This is a genomic window from Vibrio sp. R11-SG3-ISO3-SZ, assembly GCF_059834345.1.
The window spans coordinates 25,611-46,374 of sequence record NZ_JCBDGX010000063.1; the positions used below are offsets into that span (position 1 = coordinate 25,611).

Annotated in this window: 15 protein-coding genes; 11 read left to right on the forward strand and 4 right to left on the reverse strand. The window is 50.8% G+C overall.

The window, feature by feature from the left end:
• The first annotated feature begins 145 nt into the window (after window positions 1–145).
• The 9 genes from AC6R1O_RS08410 to tldD all read left to right on the forward strand — a co-directional run bounded on the left by AC6R1O_RS08410 (window position 146) and on the right by tldD (window position 14,864).
• A complete protein-coding gene (locus AC6R1O_RS08410; protein WP_500656842.1) occupies window positions 146–3,967 on the forward strand; it encodes a DUF6701 domain-containing protein in 3,822 nt (1,273 codons plus the stop codon).
• 151 nt (window positions 3,968–4,118) lie between these two features.
• The gene (locus AC6R1O_RS08415) at window positions 4,119–5,162 is read left to right on the forward strand and encodes a rod shape-determining protein (RefSeq protein WP_500627092.1); all 1,044 of its coding nucleotides are present in this window, start codon (window positions 4,119–4,121) and stop codon (window positions 5,160–5,162) included.
• A gap of 38 nt (window positions 5,163–5,200) precedes the next feature.
• On the forward strand, window positions 5,201–6,085 hold the full coding sequence (gene mreC / locus AC6R1O_RS08420; protein ID WP_500631209.1) for a rod shape-determining protein MreC: 885 nt from the start codon (window positions 5,201–5,203) through the stop codon (window positions 6,083–6,085).
• Window positions 6,075–6,563, forward strand: coding sequence for a rod shape-determining protein MreD (gene mreD, locus AC6R1O_RS08425; protein ID WP_334555044.1), 489 nt, complete (start codon window positions 6,075–6,077; stop codon window positions 6,561–6,563). The genes mreC and mreD overlap by 11 nt, the downstream gene beginning before the upstream one ends.
• A gap of 18 nt (window positions 6,564–6,581) precedes the next feature.
• Window positions 6,582–7,151 carry a Maf family protein gene (locus tag AC6R1O_RS08430; RefSeq protein ID WP_500656843.1) on the forward strand — a complete coding sequence of 190 codons (570 nt, stop codon included), beginning with the start codon at window positions 6,582–6,584 and terminating at the stop codon, window positions 7,149–7,151.
• Between the two features lie 19 nt (window positions 7,152–7,170).
• Window positions 7,171–8,640 (forward strand): ribonuclease G, encoded by a 1,470-nt coding sequence (gene rng / locus AC6R1O_RS08435; RefSeq protein WP_334555046.1) that lies wholly within the window; start codon window positions 7,171–7,173, stop codon window positions 8,638–8,640.
• Window positions 8,641–8,649: 9 nt separating this feature from the next.
• Entirely contained in the window at window positions 8,650–12,537 is a 3,888-nt protein-coding gene (locus AC6R1O_RS08440) for a YhdP family protein (protein ID WP_500656844.1), read from the forward strand.
• A gap of 11 nt (window positions 12,538–12,548) precedes the next feature.
• Entirely contained in the window at window positions 12,549–13,373 is an 825-nt protein-coding gene (locus AC6R1O_RS08445) for a carbon-nitrogen hydrolase family protein (protein ID WP_500656845.1), read from the forward strand.
• 45 nt (window positions 13,374–13,418) lie between these two features.
• On the forward strand, window positions 13,419–14,864 hold the full coding sequence (gene tldD / locus AC6R1O_RS08450; RefSeq protein ID WP_500656846.1) for a metalloprotease TldD: 1,446 nt from the start codon (window positions 13,419–13,421) through the stop codon (window positions 14,862–14,864).
• 101 nt (window positions 14,865–14,965) lie between these two features.
• Here tldD and arcA read toward each other — a convergent pair whose 3' ends face one another.
• Window positions 14,966–16,186, reverse strand: coding sequence for an arginine deiminase (gene arcA, locus AC6R1O_RS08455; RefSeq protein WP_500656847.1), 1,221 nt, complete (start codon window positions 16,184–16,186; stop codon window positions 14,966–14,968).
• 553 nt (window positions 16,187–16,739) lie between these two features.
• Between arcA and rraB the strand changes: the two genes are divergently transcribed.
• Window positions 16,740–17,156 carry a ribonuclease E inhibitor RraB gene (gene rraB, locus AC6R1O_RS08460; RefSeq protein ID WP_334555051.1) on the forward strand — a complete coding sequence of 139 codons (417 nt, stop codon included), beginning with the start codon at window positions 16,740–16,742 and terminating at the stop codon, window positions 17,154–17,156.
• A gap of 125 nt (window positions 17,157–17,281) precedes the next feature.
• Window positions 17,282–18,088 (forward strand): glycosyl hydrolase 2 galactose-binding domain-containing protein, encoded by an 807-nt coding sequence (locus AC6R1O_RS08465; protein ID WP_500631215.1) that lies wholly within the window; start codon window positions 17,282–17,284, stop codon window positions 18,086–18,088.
• Window positions 18,089–18,148: 60 nt separating this feature from the next.
• On the opposite strand, the gene AC6R1O_RS08470 is transcribed toward AC6R1O_RS08465, so the two are convergent.
• From AC6R1O_RS08470 to AC6R1O_RS08480, 3 genes are all read right to left on the reverse strand, one after another.
• Complete coding sequence (locus tag AC6R1O_RS08470) at window positions 18,149–18,541, reverse strand: DUF2061 domain-containing protein (RefSeq protein ID WP_334555053.1); 393 nt, start codon at window positions 18,539–18,541, stop codon at window positions 18,149–18,151.
• Window positions 18,542–18,771: 230 nt separating this feature from the next.
• Window positions 18,772–19,209, reverse strand: coding sequence for a universal stress protein (locus tag AC6R1O_RS08475; protein WP_334555054.1), 438 nt, complete (start codon window positions 19,207–19,209; stop codon window positions 18,772–18,774).
• A gap of 74 nt (window positions 19,210–19,283) precedes the next feature.
• Window positions 19,284–20,764 (reverse strand): TRAP transporter permease (locus AC6R1O_RS08480; protein ID WP_500656848.1); only part of this gene is annotated, 1,481 nt, incomplete at its 5' end.

Genomic DNA, 20,764 nt, shown 5'->3' on the forward strand with positions numbered 1-20,764 from the left:
CATGGACTTGGTTTATTTATTGTTGTGATATGAGTGATTTGGGTGATTTTGTCACTGACAAACTAGCACGTTCAGGCTATTTTTAGAGTGTTCCGTTAACCATCTATTGACGAGGTGGTGTCCGCTGTCCGCTTTGGAGTGTAACGTGCTAGTGTCTAGGTTGTGTCGTCTATTCGTGCTGTTGAGTGTCCTTTGGTCTGCTCACGCTTTCTCTGTCAATACCAATCCTCAGTTTGAGTTTGGCACCATTGCTGCTGAGGACTGTACTGTGACAGGGCCTTCGGTCTCATGTACGTTCAATTTCAGTAATACCTATTCTTCTCCTCCTCTGGTTTTTGTGATGTCGACGATTGATGCCAGTCGTTCCAACTTTGATACAAAAACAACAGAATACCCCTCCGATTTACGTGTTATGTCGGTCTCCGAGAGTCAAGCGACGGTAACGCAGCTCATCCCCAACCATGATGCTGCTTGTGAGACACTTAGGTGGCAAGGCAACCGTTGGCGCTGTGGTGGAAACGGCGATGACCCAGTGACTTATGTCGATGCACCGATGGAAAACATCGATTATTTCGTTATGGAACCGGGCGTGCTGGAGTTCAGTAGTGGCGCGAAATTGGTGGCAGGCTTGGTGTCATACAACCGGACATATTCGAATGCGGGCGGCGGTGGCAACAGTCGTCTAACGGTGAATTACAACAGTTATGGGTTAACGAGTAACTTCGACTCTGACCCTGGGGTATTGGTCCAGATTCAATCGACCAATAATATCGACCCGAACACTCTTGAGCCTGTGTGGCTAACACCCATTGCCCTTAATCCATCACGTTCCAACTTTAGTTTGATCTTGGACCGTTCTGAAGTGACCTCTAACGCCGTACTGCCCATTGACGAGCAAGTGGCGTTTGTCGCAGGCCTAGGTGAGGGCTTCGTCAATGGGCGTAAATTCTGGTTAGGCCAGGGTTCGACACGAAACACGCTCAATATTAACGATCAGGTGATTAAGCCCATTACGGAAGGGTGCCAACAGGTCAGTGCCTTTACAGTGTCAGGATTCAACAATGTTCCTACGTTGCTGGCAGCAAAGCGGACTCGAAATGGTAATAACGGTGGGTGGCTAAGGCGCTGCTCTGTCTCTAAAACCGGTGTGGCATTAATTAATGAGGAAGACATGGCACGAGATTCCGAACGTGCTCACGTTGTGGAGCCTTACTCCTATTTCTTATTCGATAAGCCACCACTCAGTGCGGAATGTGCGCTATTTCCTTCACCAGCACAGACATGGAAAACAAATACCACTGGCACGTTAAACATCGATAATAGTGCGCAAATTCTAGGGGCGAAGCTAGCGAATGGCTATCGTTATGTTGGGTTTCCTCAAGCCTCAATAACAGGAGATAACCAATCTCGAGCATGTGATGGCATTGCATGCCTAGGTGATACTGGTCTTCAAGTGGACAAGCAAGAATTAGAGAGCTTTCAATCACCGAATAGTGGTTTGGAAACAGTGAGTATTTCGGGGGAAAGTCGAACGTTTTCAAATGATGAAGCGATAGGGCACCTTTCTGTCGGTAATGGCAGCGCGACGTTTACTTCAGGAACCTATTGGGTTGAGTCTATCGATATCAACAATAGCGGAAGAATTGTGATCCCGGATGGCGAGAGAGTGACGATCCACATTAAAAGTATCAATATGAGCCAGGGCACTTTTTTTGGTGAAGAAGGGACTGGGCAGTTTGTTTTGCTTGCGCATGATTTAGGAAGTGCTTTGGTTGATTTAAATAGCGATGCTGAATTTGTGGGCTTGTTATACAGTGAAGCGCGCGTCGTTTTAAGCAATGCGGCGATCGTTCGAGGCGCTGTGACCGCGAGATCCATTTCTATGAATAGCACGGCCCAAATCATCGCCACCGATAACCACTGTTTCCAGCCTGCCGATGACTACACAATAGAGCTCACCCCACTGACCGACATCAGTTTGATTTGTGAAGATATTACCTTAACCGCAACCGTCTATAACGGTGATAATGCCGATACGACCTATAAAGGCGTGGTGTCATTTTATCGTGGCAACGAGCTACTCGGTAGTGCGAACGCGGCGAATGGTGTTGCTAGTTACCTATTGAGTGCGACCCAATCTCAGGTGTTTGATAACCTTTATGCACAAGCCACCTTAGGGGGCAGTGCGGTTCAAAGCGAAACCTCAGGGGAATATCGTTTCGTACCGTTTCGATTTGAGGCGGACGATCAGTTTATGGTTGCCAGTAAGCCGAGCGAAGTTTCCGCTACGGTATTGGCTTGTAATGACGGTTCAGTAGTAGCCGATCCGGCATACAGTGGCACGCCTCAAATTACCTCCAACCTTATTCAGCCAAGTAGCGGCACAGGAACATTGAACTACACGCCGCAATTTACTGGCGGACAGTCTAACGACACACTGCTATTTAGCGAGTCAGGTCAATTAAACGTGACGCTAACGGACAGCAATTACGAGTGTACAGGGTTTGACGGTTGCCCGATTGATGGTGGTGGAGAGTTAACTGGGGCATTCTTGGTCAACGTAAGGCCATGGACGTTCGCCATCTGTGGGTCATTGAAATCCGGGACCGCGTCGGGCGGTGACAGTTTTGTTGCAGCGGGCGAGCGTTTTGAGTTAGACGTGCGTCCTATTCGCTGGCAAGGGACTAACGAGACGGGTGAGATTGAGACCTCTAGCTATTGCAACGATGCGGCAGTGACGAGTAATTTCTATGCGTCTGATGCCCCCACCGCTGTGGTGCAGCTCTCTAGTGCGCTGCATACACCCGCTGATGGCACCTCGGCCGCACTGCTCGCTTCAGATAGTGGCTTGGAAAGCGATCATGATGCTGCAAACCCGATTCGCTTTTCTGATCTCTACTGGGATGATGTGGGCAGTTTGACGATAAAAGCCAACACTCAAGAGCCTTACTTAACGATGAACATTGATACAGGATATCGCCATGTAGGGCGTTTCTATCCGAAATATTTCAAAGTGGCAGAGAGTCCTTTGACCGACTGGCGCTACCCCAGTGGGCAGTCGTTTGTTTACATGAACCAGCCGCTGGATAGCGTCACATTTTATGTTGAAGCGCTCAATGCCGATCAAGAGCTCGTCAATAATTACATTGCCAACAGTTACGCTGCGTCGTTAAGAGCGAACTTTGCTCTGTATGAGAGCAATGCCGCCTATACCACTCGTTTCATCTCGCCTTTACCGACCAAGTCTTGGGGCGTAGGCGGGCAAAGTGTGGGGGAATTTGTGGTGAGCTCGTCTGCGTCAGATGCTTGTGGTAGCACAGAGCTGTGTTGGCAAAAAGCAGAGACCACAGTGGGGTATGAAGATGGTCCGTTTAACAGTGGCGGGTCGGCGTTATCCTCAGCGATATCGATTACAACGGTTGGGGTGACCAATGCTGACCCGATTGACTTCCTACCAGGCAGTGTCGATGCCACTTTGCTGACTCTACAGCCGGATATTCGCTTCGGTCGTGCCGTTCTCACTGGTACGGGGGGGACGATGACGGATGATCTAGTGACGCCACTACGCGTTGAGTATTGGAACGGCTCTCAGTTTGTGACCAATGATGAAGATAGCTCTACTCATGTGTATGGCGTGAATGATCCGAGTGCCAACTACCACTTGTGGGTTGAAGATGGAGAGACCCCTGGCGATGTGGTGCTAGAAGAGGATGGCACGCTGCAATCTGGTCGGACAATGAAGCTCGAAGCAGACAATCAATCCGATGTGCGTCAGCAGACGCAGATATGGTTGGATCTTGATTCAGGCAACAATGATCTCCCTTGGCTGACCTATCGCTGGGCGGATGATAGAAGAGCGGATGAAGCCAATGGCGAAGAAGATCCTTCTACTGTCGTGACCTTTGGTATATTCCGAGGCAGTGACCGCGTTATCTTCCGCGGGGAACCAGGATTAACCGGACAATAATTTTGCTCAATTCTAGCACTCGGTTAGGAATCTGTTAGAAATTGCGGGTTTCTACCCATGTTTAGACGTCAATGCCTTGCTGTAGTGGCAAGGCATTGGTACATTTAGTGCAATTTTCTATCTTATAATTCTTTCAGGACGAGCGAAGAATATGTTCAAAAAACTTCGTGGCATATTTTCAAATGACCTATCTATCGATTTAGGTACTGCCAACACTCTTATTTACGTTAAAGGACAGGGCATTGTTCTTGACGAGCCTTCCGTTGTGGCGATTCGCCAAGATCGTAACCGTGCAGGTAAAAGCGTGGCTGCGGTTGGCCATGCAGCAAAACAAATGTTAGGTCGTACTCCGGGAAACATCTCAGCGATTCGTCCTATGAAAGATGGCGTGATTGCCGATTTCTACGTGACCGAAAAAATGCTGCAACACTTTATTAAACAAGTCCACGACAACAGCGTGCTTAGGCCAAGCCCACGTGTACTAGTGTGTGTACCTTGTGGTTCAACCCAAGTTGAGCGTCGTGCGATTCGTGAGTCAGCACTGGGTGCGGGCGCGCGTGAAGTGTACTTGATTGACGAGCCAATGGCAGCGGCAATCGGTGCTGGCCTGCGTGTCTCTGAGCCGACCGGCTCTATGGTGGTCGATATCGGTGGCGGTACGACAGAAGTCGCGGTGATCTCGCTGAACGGTGTGGTGTATTCATCGTCAGTGCGTATCGGTGGTGACCGTTTTGATGAAGCGATCATCAACTACGTCCGTCGTAATTACGGCAGCTTGATTGGTGAAGCGACGGCGGAAAAGATCAAACACGAGATCGGCTCGGCGTACCCGGGCGATGAAGTGGTTGAAATTGAAGTCCGTGGTCGTAACCTTGCTGAAGGTGTGCCGCGCAGCTTTACCCTAAACTCCAACGAAATTCTTGAAGCGCTGCAAGAGCCGCTGACGGGCATCGTATCGGCGGTGATGGTTGCCCTTGAGCAGTGTCCACCAGAGCTTGCGTCCGACATCTCTGAAAACGGCATGGTATTGACTGGCGGTGGCGCACTGCTGAAAGATCTCGATCGCCTGCTTACCGAAGAAACCGGTATCCCAGTGGTGATCGCAGAAGATCCATTGACTTGTGTTGCACGCGGTGGTGGTAAGGCGTTGGAAATGATCGACATGCACGGTGGCGATCTATTTAGTGAAGAATAATGGCGAGGCGTTATGCCTAAATTAGGAACTCAGAGTTAATGAAGCCGATATTTGGCCGAGGACCTTCACTTCAATTACGCTTGTTTTTTGCCGTCATTTTATCAGCCAGCCTTATGCTGGCTGATAGTCGTTTAGGTGCGTTTACACAATTTCGTTACCTTCTCAATAGTATGGTCGCTCCGATTCAGTACTTAGCCGATATTCCTCGTGTGATGTTTGACGGCGTTTACGAGCGGTTCAACACACGTCATGACGTCGTGGAAAGCAACCGAATGCTTAAACGTGAAGTGCTCAATTTAAAAAATGATCTGCTGCTTTTGGATCAGTATCGCGAAGAAAACCAGAGATTACGTAAGTTGCTCGGCTCTTCATTTATTCGTGATGAACGCAAGGCAGTCGCGGAAGTGATGGCCGTGGATACCTCACCGTATCGTCATCAAGTGGTGATCGATAAAGGGCATATCGATGGGGTGTATGTTGGGCAGCCGGTCGCCAACGAAAAAGGCATTGTCGGTCAGGTGACTTATGTCTCTGCGCACAACAGCCGAGTGTTGCTGCTTGTGGATAGCCAAAGTGCGATTCCTGTGCAAGTGATCCGCAATGATATTCGTGTCATTGCCTCGGGCGATGGGCAGATTGACGGCATTAACCTCGATCACATCCCGATCAGTATGGATATTCGAGAAGGGGATCTCTTAGTGACGTCCGGTTTAGGCGGTGTTTATCCGGAAGGTTACCCCGTTGCTCATGTGGCGAGTGTCGATCGAGATACGTCGCGCGAATTTGCTCAAATTGAAGCAGAGCCTGTGGTTGATTTTGAACGCCTCAGATACCTACTGTTGATTTGGCCAAACGACTCAAGGCAGGAAAAAATACAAGCGGTGACCCCACCAGACGGTGAGGAGGCCAGCAATGAGCAATAGTCTTCTTAAAGGTAAGTTGGTGGTTGGCGTCTCCTTTTTGATCGCCCTGACTCTGCAAACCATTCCTTGGCCGGGTGTGCTAGAACTGCTGCGTCCTTCTTGGTTGCTTCTTGTCACCTGCTACTGGGTGTTGGCGTTGCCACATCGCGTCAACGTCGGTACGGCGTTGGTGGTGGGCTTATTGTGGGATCTATTGCTTGGTTCGACGCTCGGTATTCGCGGCATGATGATGTCGATCATCATCTATGTGGTGGCGCTTAACTTCCTAGTCATTCGTAATATGGCGTTGTGGCAGCAGGCGATTTTGGTTGGCGTGATGTCGATGGGACTGGATGTCTTGATCTTCTGTGGTGAATACTTAGTGCAGGATGTCACGTTTAATCCGATGTCGTTGTGGAGCGGTGCGATCAACTGCATCTTATGGCCATGGATGTTCCTATTGATGCGCAAAGTTCGCCGTCATTGGCATGTCCGTTAGCAAGGGCAGGAAGGTTAAATGAACGTAACTCAAGGCAAGTTAGTGTTAGCCTCAGGCTCACCACGCAGAAAAGAGCTGCTGACCCAGCTCGGGGTCGAGTTTGAGGTACTGGTGAGCGATGTAGAAGAAGCCCAACGGGCAGAGGAACAAGCGCAGGACTACGTTACTCGATTGTCTAAAGATAAAGCGTTGGCAGGGCTTGCGCTGCGCGAAGACGCCATCGTGTTAGGCAGCGACACCATTGTGGTGTGTGATGGGCAAGTGCTGGAAAAGCCAGAAAACCTTGCCCATTGCAAGCAGATGTTATCCATGTTGTCAGGGCGAGCCCATCAAGTGATGACCGCAGTCACGCTAGTGAGCCGCGAGCGAAGTGAAAGTGTTGTCGTGACAACAAACGTATGGTTTAAGCCATTGTCAGAGCAAGAAATAGAACAATATTGGCACACTGGCGAACCGTGCGATAAAGCGGGCAGTTATGGTATTCAGGGTATTGGCGGACGTTTTGTCACTCGTATTGAAGGCAGTTATCACGCTGTCGTAGGACTTCCATTATTCGAAACTGACCAGCTCTTAAAAGAATTCTTATAACTAGATTTGAGGTGCGCCCATGAGTGCAGAGTTGCTGATCAATGTCACCCCAAGTGAGATTCGTGTCGCGATGATCGAAGGCGGCAGTCTTCAAGAAATCCACGTAGAACGTGAATCAAAACGAGGGATTGTTGGAAACATCTATAAAGGCAAAGTGAGCCGTGTGCTACCCGGCATGCAGGCGGCTTTTGTCGATATCGGCTTGGAAAAAGCCGCGTTTCTTCACGCGTCAGATATCGTTCCTCACACTGAGTGTGTGGCGGAAAATGAGAAACAGCAGTTTCAGGTGCGCGATATCTCTGAGCTTGTCCGTCAAGGGCAAGACATTGTCGTGCAAGTGGTCAAAGACCCGCTAGGCACCAAAGGGGCACGTCTCACCACCGATATTACCTTACCGTCACGTTACCTTGTCTTTATGCCGGGGGCGAGCCATGTGGGCGTCTCTCAGCGCATTGAGACGGAGTCCGAGCGTGAACGCTTAAAGAAAGTGGTCGCTCACTACTGTGATGAGAACGGCGGCTTTATTATTCGCACCGCCGCAGAAGGCGCGGACGAAAAAGAGCTGTCGCAAGACGCCGCGTTCCTCAAGCGTTTGTGGTCCAAAGTGATGGAGCGTCGCAGCAAATATAAGACGCGCTCTACGTTGTACGGAGAGCTTGGTCTCTCGCAGCGTATTTTGCGTGACTTTGTCGGCACAGAGATCACTAAGATCATGGTCGATTCGCGCCTTGAATACGAGAACCTCAAAGAGTTCACTTCTGAGTACGTGCCTGAGCTAACCGATAAGCTTGAGCTGTATGAAGGTGATAAGCCGATCTTTGATATGTACGACACGGAAAATGAGATCCAACGATCGTTAGAGCGAAAAGTTGAACTCAAATCCGGTGGCTATCTGATTATTGATCAGACCGAAGCGATGACGACGGTCGACATAAACACTGGCGCGTTTGTGGGGCGTCGCAATCTCGAAGAGACGATCTTTAACACCAATATTGAAGCGACGCAGGCGATCGCAAGGCAGCTACGTCTGCGCAATCTTGGTGGCATCATTATTATTGACTTCATCGACATGAGCCAAGATGAACACCGAAAACGCGTGCTCACTTCCCTAGAAGCGGCGCTCAATAAAGATCGCGTAAAAACCAACATCAATGGCTTTACCCAGCTAGGCTTAGTAGAGATGACGCGTAAACGCACGCGTGAAAGTATTGAACACATTCTGTGCTCGACGTGCCCAACCTGTGAAGGCCGTGGCAGCGTCAAAACCGTGGAAACGGTGTGCTACGAGATCTTGCGTGAGATCACTCGAGTAAATCGTGCATACGACGCCGACAAGTTCGTGGTGTATGCCTCACCTGCGGTGGCCGAGACCCTGCAAGGCGAGGAGTCGCATGCGCTGGCAGAGCTCGAAGTGTTTATTGGCAAGCAAGTGAAAATTCAGGCCGAGCCGCTGTACATTCAAGAGCAGTTCGATGTCGTGATGATGTAAAGGCAATTTGTGAGCACAACGGCAACTCGCGTTGCGAGATTCTTTCTTTGGTTAGTCGTGTCAACCTTGGCCCTATTGGCCATTGTTGTCACGGCGCTGCGCATCACCTTGCCGCAGCTCGATCACTTTCAAATCGAAATCCAGCAATGGGTCAACCAAGGCACGGCGCTCGACTTTGAAATTGAAGGCATTCATGGCTTTTGGCGAAACACGCACCCCTCACTCTCGTTGCAAGGCGTCAAAGCCAAAGTGGCGGAAAACAGCGGGATTGACGTGGTTGCCGATCGGGTAGAGATAGAAATCGACCTGATTCAATCGCTGCTGCAATGGCAGCCTGTGGTGGCTGATCTTAATGTCTATCAGTTGGCGCTCGATATGCGTTCGATTGAGTGGACGCAGACAGAATCGAAACCAGAACTCAATCCGGGGCGTGAGCAGCGCAGTGTCATCGCTCAGCTCGATCAGCTACTGCTTAGGCAGCTAGACAATTTTTCGCTGACCGACTCCAAAATTCTCTTTCTCGGGATTGATGGTAACGAGCGCGTGCTCGACATCAGCCATTTGCAGTGGCGTAACCAAGGTCGCCGTCATTTGGCCGATGGTGAGGTGAGCTTTGTTCACGGCAACCTCAACTCTGCGCAGGTCAAAGCGGACTTTATCGATCATGGCTCACTGGTTGATGTGAGCGGCGAGTTTTATGTTTCCGCCGATAATGTGCGCATTACCCCTTGGCTGACCAAATACCTAAAAAGCGAAACCGGGATTGAAAAAGGACAAGTGAGCTTTAACAGCTGGCTAACGCTCGAACAGAGCAAGCCAGTGAATGCCTTTGTTGAGTTGCTGTCGTCAGAACTTATCTGGCAAGAAGGGCAGCAGCACGAGTTGTTGCTTGAATCTGGTATCGTGCAGCTTGAGCCCAAAGAGCACGGCTGGCAAGTGAATGCTCACTCACTTCAGTTTTTAACCGACAATACCCCTTGGCCAGAACTCGATATCGCCTTTGCTTGGCAACCGCAGCATTGGCAACTCAATGTCTCGCAGCTGGATATCCAAGCGCTGACGCCTTTGATTAAGTTGGCGCCAGACTCCGCCGCCACCACCGACATGATCGAGACGCTGGCTGTGGGCGGCTTAGTGGAAGACTTACGTGTGTCCGCGCACGGCGATTGGCAGAGCCTGACCTACTCGGCCGATCTTAGCGAAGGCAAAATGGCGCAATGGGAACTTTTGCCGGGGCTGCATTACTTGACGGCGTCGGTGAGTGGCGATCTTCATCAAGCGCGCGCGCAAGTGAGTATTTTTGACGATGTCTTACCTTACGGTGAGGTGTTTCAAGCGCCGCTGAACATCAAACAAGGTCATGCGGATGTCGTCTGGCAGCGCGATGAGCAAGGTTGGTCATTGTGGGCAGATAAGGTCACCGCGGCGACGCCAGATTTGCAAGTCTTAGGCGCTTTTCGTCTCGACTTTCCCAACGGAAAAAGTCCCTTTCTTTCGTTTTACAGTGAAGCGGATCTATACAACGCTGGCGAGACTTGGCGCTATTTACCGACGTTAGCCCTTGGGCGCAACCTGACCGATTACCTGTCGACCGCGATTCAAGCGGGCCGGGTCAATACGGCCAAGCTGCTTTGGTATGGCGAGTTGGGCAATTTCCCCTACCACCAGAATAACGGCATGTTTCAAGCGTGGGTGGGGTTAAAAGAGGCCAAGTTCAGTTTCGACACCGCCTGGCCACCCATCACCGATTTGCAGTTGGATTTGCTGTTCCAAAACGATGCGATGTATCTCGATTCTGAAAGTGCAACCTTGATGGATGTCGAGGCGAAACGCATCACAGGGCGTATTCCTGCTTTGGTACCCAATGGCCATATTGAGATTGAAGCGCACGCGGTTGCCCAAGGCAACGCGGTTCGTGACTACATGACCGCTTCGCCATTGGTTGATTCTGTCGGCGCGGCGCTTACCGCCGTGCAAGTGGATGGTGAAGTCGACTCACAATTCCAGTTGATGATCCCATTTCACGGCGGCGCAGAGGCGCGTGCCTGGGGTTATGCGGATCTCAAGCAGAGCCACGTTACGATCAATACGCCGCCAATGACGCTCGAAGCGGTCAGTGGCCGAATAGAATTTGATAATGACGTGGTGCAAGCTGCGGGGCTTTCTGCGGAGCTATTGGATCAGCCCGTGTGGATTGATTTTCACGGCGAGAATGTCGCCAAAGGCTACGGGGTTGGCATTGATATCGTTGGCGACTGGGATGTCAAACCTCTGGTGCCGTACCTTGGTGAACGTTGGTTAACCCCATTATCTGGCCATGCGCAGTGGCGCAGTGACATTGATATTCAGCTTAATGACGTTGGCTTTACTTATCAAGTTGAAACCGAAGCAGATCTCAAATACCTTGTCAGTGACTACCCTTATCCACTCAATAAAGCGAGTAAAGTGGGGGGCAAAGCCCTGCTGCAAGCCTCTGGCAATCAGCAGAGCATCAGTGCCCGATTGCAATTGCCGCAAGTCAAATATCAGGCTGAGATTGATATCACGGACGATGTGCCGCAGTTGCAAGCGACCAATCTCGTGGTCGGGCGCGGTAGCTACAAGCTCACGCCGTTCACTGGGCATGATGCGTCAATTCGGATTGATAAATTTAGCCTAGACCAATGGTTAGACGTCGCGTTTAAGCCAAGCGAGTCTACTTCTGAAGGCGTCATCAGTCAGATGAGCATGCCACAGATCCCCGCGCTACAACGGGCAGAGCTCAAGGTCAAAGAGCTCGAACTGGCAGGGATCAAATGGAATGACGTCGACTTCTCCGCCAAGCGCAAGAATCTCGGTTGGCACATGACCATCGACAGCCAAGAAGCACTCGGTGAGGCGAACTATATCGAGTCTTACGATCTCTCTGTCGCCTTTGAACGCTTGCACATCTACGTGCCGGGGTTAGAGGAGTCCTTGAGTCAAACGCCGGAACCTCTGCTCGAGCCGCTCACCCAACCGCTAGAGAAGGCGCCGCTCATCACCGATTTTGAGCGCGCGTTGCATCGCCAATTGCCTAATATTACTCTAGCGATTGACGACTTTTGGGTGCAAGGCTACAAAGTGGGTCGTGCGCATTTGGATCTTCAGCGCCGTGACAACAAGTTAGAGTGGAAGAAGCTGTCGTTCCACAGCGGGGACAATCAGGTCGATGTGAGTGGCTGGTGGGCGTTGGACGGCGATCAAAGCCACACTCAAATGACGCTGGCGGTCTCGGGGGAAAACAACAGTGATGTCATGGAGCGATTTGGTATCTCCTCAGGCATCCAACGAGCGCCGTTTGATATTCGCTCTGAGGTGGAGTGGGATGGTTCTCCGTGGGCCACACAAGTGAGCACCATGGAGGGGGAGGTCAATGTGAAGCTAGGCAAAGGAATGATCTCCGATGTCAGTGGCGCGGCGCGTCTGCTTGGCCTCTTTAGTTTGGATTCGATCATCCGCAAAATGCAGCTCGACTTTACCGATGTGTTCGACAAAGGGATGGCGTTCAACTCCATTACTGGCTCTGGTCAGATTAAAAATGGCGTTTTCCTGACCAACGATATTCGGATGGATGCGGTGTCGGGTGAAATGACCATCAAAGGGTTAGCTAACCTCAATACGCGCACAGTGGATGCCGAGGTGAATTTCACCCCAGACATTACGTCAGGCATTCCCGTCTTAACTGCGTTTGCGGTGACGCCGCAGACGGCGCTGTATGTCCTCGCCATCACCACGGTGATTTCACCGGTGGTCGAAGTGTTCACTCAGGTCAATTATGAAGTGAAAGGACCGATGGATTCACCGGTCGTCAAAGAGCTGTCTCGCAGTAAAGGGGAATTCAAATTGCCAGAGCGCTTACGCGACGCGGTTAAATAAGGAGAAGACACATGGAACGAGTTGCACTGATTCAGATGACCTCAGGCCCGAATCCGCAAGACAACTTGGCCCACATCGCCAAGCAGGTTGAAGCGGTAGCGAAAGCGGGCGCGCAGCTTGTGGTTACCCCGGAAAACGCACTGGTGTTTGGTCAGCGAGCGGATTATCACCGCCACGCTGAACCTTTAGGTGATGGCCCGCTACAATCGGCCCTTGCCGCCATGGCGCAGCAGTGGGGCGTGTGGTTAGTCATTGGCAGTATGCCGATCCGCACGGCCAATGGCGTGACCACGACCTCTGTGGTGTTCGACCGCACCGGACGCCTTGTCGGCCACTACGATAAACTGCATATGTTCGATGTCGATGTTGCCGATGGTCACGGACGTTACCGGGAATCCGAAACCTTCACGCCCGGCGAGGAGATCGTCACACTCGACGCGCCCTTTGGCCACCTTGGCTTATCCATCTGTTATGATGTGCGTTTTCCCCAGTTGTATAATGAGCTTGTCAGACGCGGCGCGACGCTGATTTTAGTCCCGGCGGCGTTTACTGCCGTGACAGGGCAAGCGCACTGGGAAGCGCTATTGAGAGCCAGAGCGATTGAAACCCAATCTTGGGTACTGGCGGTCAATCAGACGGGCACACATGAAGGCGGCCGAGAAACCTGGGGCCATTCTATGGTCATCTCCCCTTGGGGCGAAGTGGTGGCGACGCTGGCGCGTGAGGTCGATAACCTGGTCGTCGAGATTGACATAAAACAGGTCGCAAGCTGTCGAAGCGCAATGCCCGTTGGGCAGCATTCACGATTCGACAATCAATTCATTCCGGCTCGATAAGCGATGCCTATCGACTCGTCAAACCATTAACGTTAAGAGCGAAGTATGACCATTAACCTTGTAGAAGATGCCTTGTTGAAACCAGCTGGGCTGAGCGAAAGTGACGTCGCACAGACGCTAGCGAGCATCGCGACTCGTCAAATTGACTACGCCGATATCTACTTCCAATCCAGTTGGCATGAGTCATTGGTTCTGGAAGACAGCATCATCAAAGATGGCTCATTTAACATCGATTGCGGTGTGGGTGTGCGAGCGGTCTCGGGCGAGAAAACCGGTTTTGCTTACTCCGACCAAATTCAGCTTGAGAGCTTGAAACAGAGCGCGGTCGCAGCGCGCGGTATCGCCAAGCAGGGGCAAAATGCTCAGGTACAAGCTTTCAAGCGCAGTGACAACCAACACATCTATGCGGCGGTCAATCCGTTAGACAGTTGGGAGAAAGAGCAAAAGACGACGCTACTCAAACAGATCGATGCCTACATTCGCACCAAAGAACCACTCATCAAAGAAGTGTCGGTGAGCCTGAGCGGTGTGCATGAGCAGATGCTTGTCGCGGCAACAGACGGCACTTACGCTGGTGATGTTCGTCCTTTGGTGCGCCTGTCAATCAGTGTACTCGCCCAGCGCGGCGAGCGCCGTGAACGAGGCAGTGCAGGCGGCGGTGGCCGATTTGGTTACGATTTCTTCTTAAGTGACAGCGATGGCGTGCAAGTGGCGTATCAATACGCAGATGAAGCGATTCGCATGGCGTTGGTCAACCTAGAGGCGGATGCCGCACCTGCGGGTATGATGCCGGTGGTGCTGGGCTCGGGTTGGCCAGGAGTGCTGCTTCATGAAGCGGTCGGTCATGGCTTGGAAGGCGATTTCAACCGCAAAGAGTCGTCGGTCTTTAGTGGCAAAGTGGGCGACAAAGTCACCTCGGATCTTTGTACTATTGTTGACGATGGCACGCTGAAAGATTTGCGTGGTTCACTCAACGTGGATGACGAAGGTGTGCATGGTCAATACAACACCTTAATCGAAAACGGCGTATTGAAAGGTTACATGCAAGATAAGCTCAACGCGCGTTTGATGGGGGTAGCGCCGACCGGTAATGGTCGCCGTGAGTCTTATGCTCACCTACCTATGCCGCGCATGACTAATACTTATATGCTACCGGGTCAACACACGCCTGAAGAAATTATCTCAACGGTGAAAAAAGGCCTTTACGCACCAAACTTCGGCGGTGGTCAGGTGGACATTACCTCGGGTAAATTTGTGTTCTCCGCATCGGAAGCGTACTTGATTGAAGACGGCAAGATCACGCGCCCAGTCAAAGGGGCGACGCTGATTGGCTCCGGCATTGAGGCGATGCAGCAAGTCTCCATGGTCGGTAATGATCTCAGTATCGACCGTGGCGTTGGCGTATGTGGCAAAGCAGGGCAAAGTGTGCCGGTTGGCGTTGGTCAGCCGACGTTGAAGCTGGATGCGTTGACGGTTGGTGGGACGGAATAGGGGCGAGTGCCTAGTTTCTAGAACCTAGTTCCTAGAGAGTGGTTGGGTGCCTAGTTTTGAGAGAGAGCCTCTAAAACTAGGCACTTTTGTTTGGGTCGGATTTAAATGCCGTCACGCTCGATGGGGCAGCTCATGCAGCGTGCTCCGCCGCGACCACGGCCGAGTTCATTGCCGGGAATGGTTAACACCTCAATGCCGGCCTTGTCGTACTTCTCATTGGTGTAGACGTTGCGCTCGTAACCGATCACCACGCCTGGTTTCACCGTCAAGACGTTGTTGGCATCATTCCACTGCTCACGTTCGGCTTCATAGCTATCGCCGCCTGTGGTGATGATTTTCAGATAATCGAGCCCTAACGCTTGTTCAATGGCGTGAACGAAACTCGGTACTTTCTCGACCTGCATCTCGCCATCGTCTTTGGCACTTAAACGCCACGTATCCAGATCTTTGCGCATGATCTCTGGGTAGACAGAGAAGGTATCGACATCCATATGGGTCATGACGGTGTCGAGGTGCATACACGAACGATGTTTGGGAAGATCAATGGCGATCACTTCTTTGGCTTGGCCATGTTTAAACAAGGTCGCCGCTAGGTTCTCAACCCCTTGTGGTGTCGTGCGCTCAGACATGCCAATCAGCACCGCGCCTTTGCCGATCACCAACACATCGCCGCCCTCAATATTGGCGTTGTCGTAATGAAGATCTTCATCACCGAAGTATTTAATGAACTCCTGCCCCGCAAACACTGGATGCCAGCGGTAAATGGCACGCAGGTGGTTGGTTTCACGCTGACGGGCTGGCTTCATCATAGGGTTGAGTGAGACGCCGCCGTAAACCCAGCATGAGGTATCACGCGTAAAGAGGTGGTTGGGCAGGGGCTCAATGACGAAATCCAAAGGTCGATGCATGCTAGGCATCATAGAAGACGAACGAATCGGCAGCTCAGAATAGGCCAAGCCACCGAGCAATACGGTCGCGAGGTGCTCGTTGTCCATGTCGTTCAAGTAGTGGCGCAAATCTCTGGCGAAGATAGGACCAAAACGTAGGTCGGAGATTTGTGTATTGAGTAACCACTCTTTGGCTGGTGGGACGGCGAGCGTTTCAACCAGCAAGTCGTGCAGGAGTAAAACTTCCACACCTTGATCGCGAAGTGTCTGAGCGAATTTGTCATGCTCCTCGCCTGCGGCTTCAACCGCCAAGACATCGTCAAACAGCAGATCATGGCAGTTTGATGGCGTGAGGTGAGTCAGTGCTCGCTCTGGTCGGTTTAACAGGACTCGTCTCAATTGGCCAACTTCAGAGCCTACGTACAACTTACTCATTTTGCTTCCTTACACAGAATTCCAGAGCGTATTTATGGCAAGAATGTTATCAAGATGCAAGCGCACTTTGTAACCATTAATTCTAAGTATGTGACTTTATTGTGCATATATGCCTTTTAATTTCGTATTTTGTGGATTTTATGTCTGGAGATTGAATTTGGAGAAATTCACATGATTGTGACTGACTATGCGTTTTCGGTGCTAGAGTACGGCGGGAAGTTTGTCAGATTATATTGAATGGATATGCATGATTTAGTCATTTTTGGTGACTAAATATGAGGTTTAGGTTCGTTTTACTTGTCTGGCGCTATTCAGATCCACCTCATAAACACGCATTCTGAATGATCCGACGTGATCGTCGCCCTCGACACAAAACACCAAAACAGCAAAATGATAAAAAAGTGTTAATAAGTGCGTTAATCTGGCGTGAAAGCGCAGCAAACAGAGAAAGTACGGGATCAAAGTCGATTCTAGGTGGTATTATTAGCACAGCCGTGTCATAGTCCGGTGCGTTATTTTTTGATCAATGTTGTTACTATCTGGAGCACACTTTATGTCTCATGAAGATGAATATCTATCAGTTGAAGAGTTAATTGAAATTCAAAAAGAAGAGACTCGCGACATCATTCAAGCGTTACTCGAAGACGGCAGTGATCCAGATTCTTTATATGAGATTGAACACCACCTGTTTGCTGAAGATTTCGACACCCTAGAGAAAGCGGTAGTGGAAGCATTCAAAATGGGCTTTGAAGTATTAGAAGCGGAAGAGACCGAAGACGAAGACGGCAACAAACTGTTGTGCTGCGATGCCACCATGGAATCAGCACTAAACGCAGAAGCCATTGATGCGCAAGTGGAGAAGTTGGTTCACCTCGCTGAAAAATACGACATCATCTACGATGGATGGGGCACCTACTACGAAGGCGAAGACGCCTTGTACCCAGATGATGAAGAGGATGACGACGAGTAATTGAGAGTCGTCTCACGTTCACAGCGCTCAGCCTGTTTTCAATGCCAGTCTCAAGACTGGCATTGTTGTTTTTACGCTTTATAATCACTGACATTGATCTGGCTCAATAAATCAGCGGCGTACCCATGCAGTTATCTCTTGCCGGCTTATGGCAACTTTCTCCTCTCACGGATCTCTCTATTCCTCAAGACGATCTTATGTTCCCGAATCCACTCAGCGCCGTGTTGCCAGACGACATGAGCGAAGAACAGATTGCTGAGCAAGAGTGGCATTTGATGCACGATATTGAGGTCGATGAGGCCATGCTAGCCTTCCCTGCGGTGGATTTGGTGATGTCGGGCATCGATTACCATGCTGAAGTCAGACTCAATGGTGTCGCGCTGTTTGATTGCGATGGGAGCCAAAGTGAGGTTCGAAAAGAGATCCGTCCCTATTTGCAAGCGGGACGAAATCGATTTGAGATACTGTTTTTAGAAGAAGATGAGCCGTTGATTGAAGAGGCCGAAGGCGAGGTTTGTCCGCTAGGGAGCGATAATCAACGTTTATCGGATCCGAGAATGGGCATTTGGCATGCGCCGTATTTGCAGTTTATTCGTCACGTACGTTTAGAACACGTGGCGACCGAGCAGATATGGCATCATGGCGGCGGCTGCGAATTGCTGGTCTCGCTGCATTATCACACCTACAACGCGGGGCTCGTCTCAGCGTCGGTGAAATTTAATGGCATGACCTATCACTTGCCGTTGGATGTGCGCGCGCAGTCGGTCAGTGCGCTGTTTCAAGTCGAAGCGCCTGTTTACTATGATGTGAACGATCCCAATCCAGCGCACCTATACGCATTGGAAGTGGGGCTCGATGGCCAGAAGCAACACTTTGAATTGGGGCTAAGTGAGTCATTGTGCGTGACGCATTTTCCAGTGCGCGGGGCGTAGGGGCTTCGTAACTCGAATTTGTTTCGATAGCAATAAAGGCCGCTGAGCGGCCCTTGTTCGTTATGCGTGTGCACCGTGGTGGCATTGCCAATTCGCGTCTTGGCGCTGCCACACTTTTTCGTGGAAGTAGTAGGCCACCGTGTTGATACTTGGCTCAATGGCCGCCATGATGCCGCCAATCAACCAGCTACCCGTCATCAAATACGCGACCGTAAACGCGACGCTAAAGTGCACGCTGGCGAAGCTAGTGGTTTTAATCCCAGTCGATTTGGCTAATTTACGAAGCGCTGGGTGTGTCTGCCAAGCCTTTTCATGGAAGTAGAAGGCGACGGTGTTAACCATAGGTTCAATCATCGCGATTAGACTGCCAATTAAAATATCACCGGTCAGTAGGTAGGCGACGCTAAACGCAATGGTAAAGTGCAAGGCTGCGAATGTCAGTGTCTTTTTCATGGTGAAGTCCAATGCTCTGTTGTGTCGATAGAGATATTATTGATAACTATTTACATTAAAGAAAATTGGACGATTCGATAAATTCAATAGGTAAAAACTATTGAATAAGCCTTGGTGATACAGGGCTGGGAGTTGAACAGGGAAATAAGAAAGAATAAAAGGAAAGAAAAAGGGCGCTCTGTTGAGGGCCCTATTGATAAAAGGAGACGTTTCGCAACGCGGCGCGCCGGTTAAGCGTTTGGCTTAACGACCATAACGTTAATCGGAGAGTTCTGTACGACTTTACTTGCCACAGAGCCTAGAACGACTTTATCGATTTTTGAACGCTTGTGGCTTGGCATGATGATGAGATCCGCCCCCAGTTTTTCGGCGTAGTCCAAAATGGTGCTGTAGGGTTTACCTTCTGCCACATGGGCTTTGTACACCACATCTTCATCAATGTGCTGCGCCGCGAACTGCTTGAGTTGCGTTTCGACGTCTTGCTTCATTTTCTTCGCCGCATCTTTGGGGAAGTAAGTGGCGACCATCGACATGTGAATGCCCGGAAGCACGTTCAGCAGGTGAATTTCTGCGTTCGAGTGTTTCGCATGCCAGACGGCCAGTTCGACGGCTCGGTCACAGAAGCCTTTGTCATTGAGGTCAACGGGAACAAGAATTTGTTTGTACATGTTTAGTTCTCTGATTGATACCCGCTAAAGTCCGCGCTCGTTAGAGAGCGCGGCTTTGCTTGGTATGAGTGTTATTAGGCGCCAAGCTGTTCCTTACGAGCTCGTTTCTTCTGGTTGAGACCCATGGCGATCAAAATAAGCAGAGCAGGGACAAATACCCACTCCTTCATTGGACGATCGGCATCCTGGACTACCCATTGGATCTCCCAATCGAAGTCAATGCCCGCCGATTCCGCTGGGCTGCCAAACTCGACCATATCAACAATCATTTTGCCTGCGTCTTCGGTTAACATCAGACCCATAGAGGCAAGGCGATCGTCCGCTGATTTCGCGTTATCTTCGAAAGGCAAGCGCACCGTCTTCTCAACGATATCCCCTTCCAGAGTTTCCCCTGAGACTCGTAATTCGAGCGATTCTCCCACTTTTAGTGTTTCAGTAATTTGAGCCACCTCAACACCCGGTGAAAGAACTTTCGCTGGGTACAACATATCCCACCAGAAACCAGGGCGGAAGAAGGAGAAGGTCAGCACCAGTAGCAGTACCGTTTCCCACCATTTGTTCTTGGTGAACCACCAACCTTGTGTCGCGGCGGAGAATATCAACATCGCAATAATGGAGGAGATGATGGTTAAGGCGAGATGCCACCAGGTATCAATCCCCATCAACAGCAGTTGCGTGTTGAAGATGAACATAAACGGCAATATCGCGGTTCGAATATCGTAGGTAAAGCCTTGGATACCGGTACGTATAGGATCCGATTTGGCAATGGCCGCCGCCGCGAACGCCGCCAAACCAACCGGTGGCGTATCGTCGGCTAAGATGCCGAAGTAGAACACAAACAAGTGCACTGCGATGAGTGGGATGATCAAGCCGTGCTGCGCGCCCAAGGTAACGATAACGGGAGCCATCAGGGTAGAGACCACAATGTAGTTTGCCGTCGTCGGAAGACCCATGCCCAAGATCAAACTGATCAAGGCAGTAAACAGTAGCATCAAGATGATGTTACCGCCGGAGATGAACTCGACAAAGTCTGTCATGACGAGGCCAATACCGGTTAAGGTGACCACACCGACGACCGTACCCGCTGCCGCCGTGGCGACGCCGATACCAATCATGTTGCGCGCACCAGAGACGAGACTCTCAGCCAAATCGACGAAGCCTTCTTTTGCTGGCTCAAGCAGATTGCTTTGTTTCGCCATCAACGCCATTAATGGACGTTGGGTGATCAAAATAAAAATCATAAACACGGTCGCCCAAAACGCGGACAGCCCCGGAGAGAAGCGCTCCACCGTCAAACACCACACTAGGACCACAATGGGTAGCAGGTAATGCAGGCCAGATTTCACCGTTGGGCCGGGATCGGGCACTTCGGTCAGTTCAGCATCAATCTCGATGGCGCCTTCGTGCGCATACTTGGCGGAGATCTTAACCAAAGCCACGTAGGCGACCAGTAGGGCGACAGTGACAATTGGCGTCGCCGCAGCACCAAAGACATCCTTGGTCCAACCCACGCCGTAGTAAACCAAGGCACTGATGATACACAGACCCAAAATGG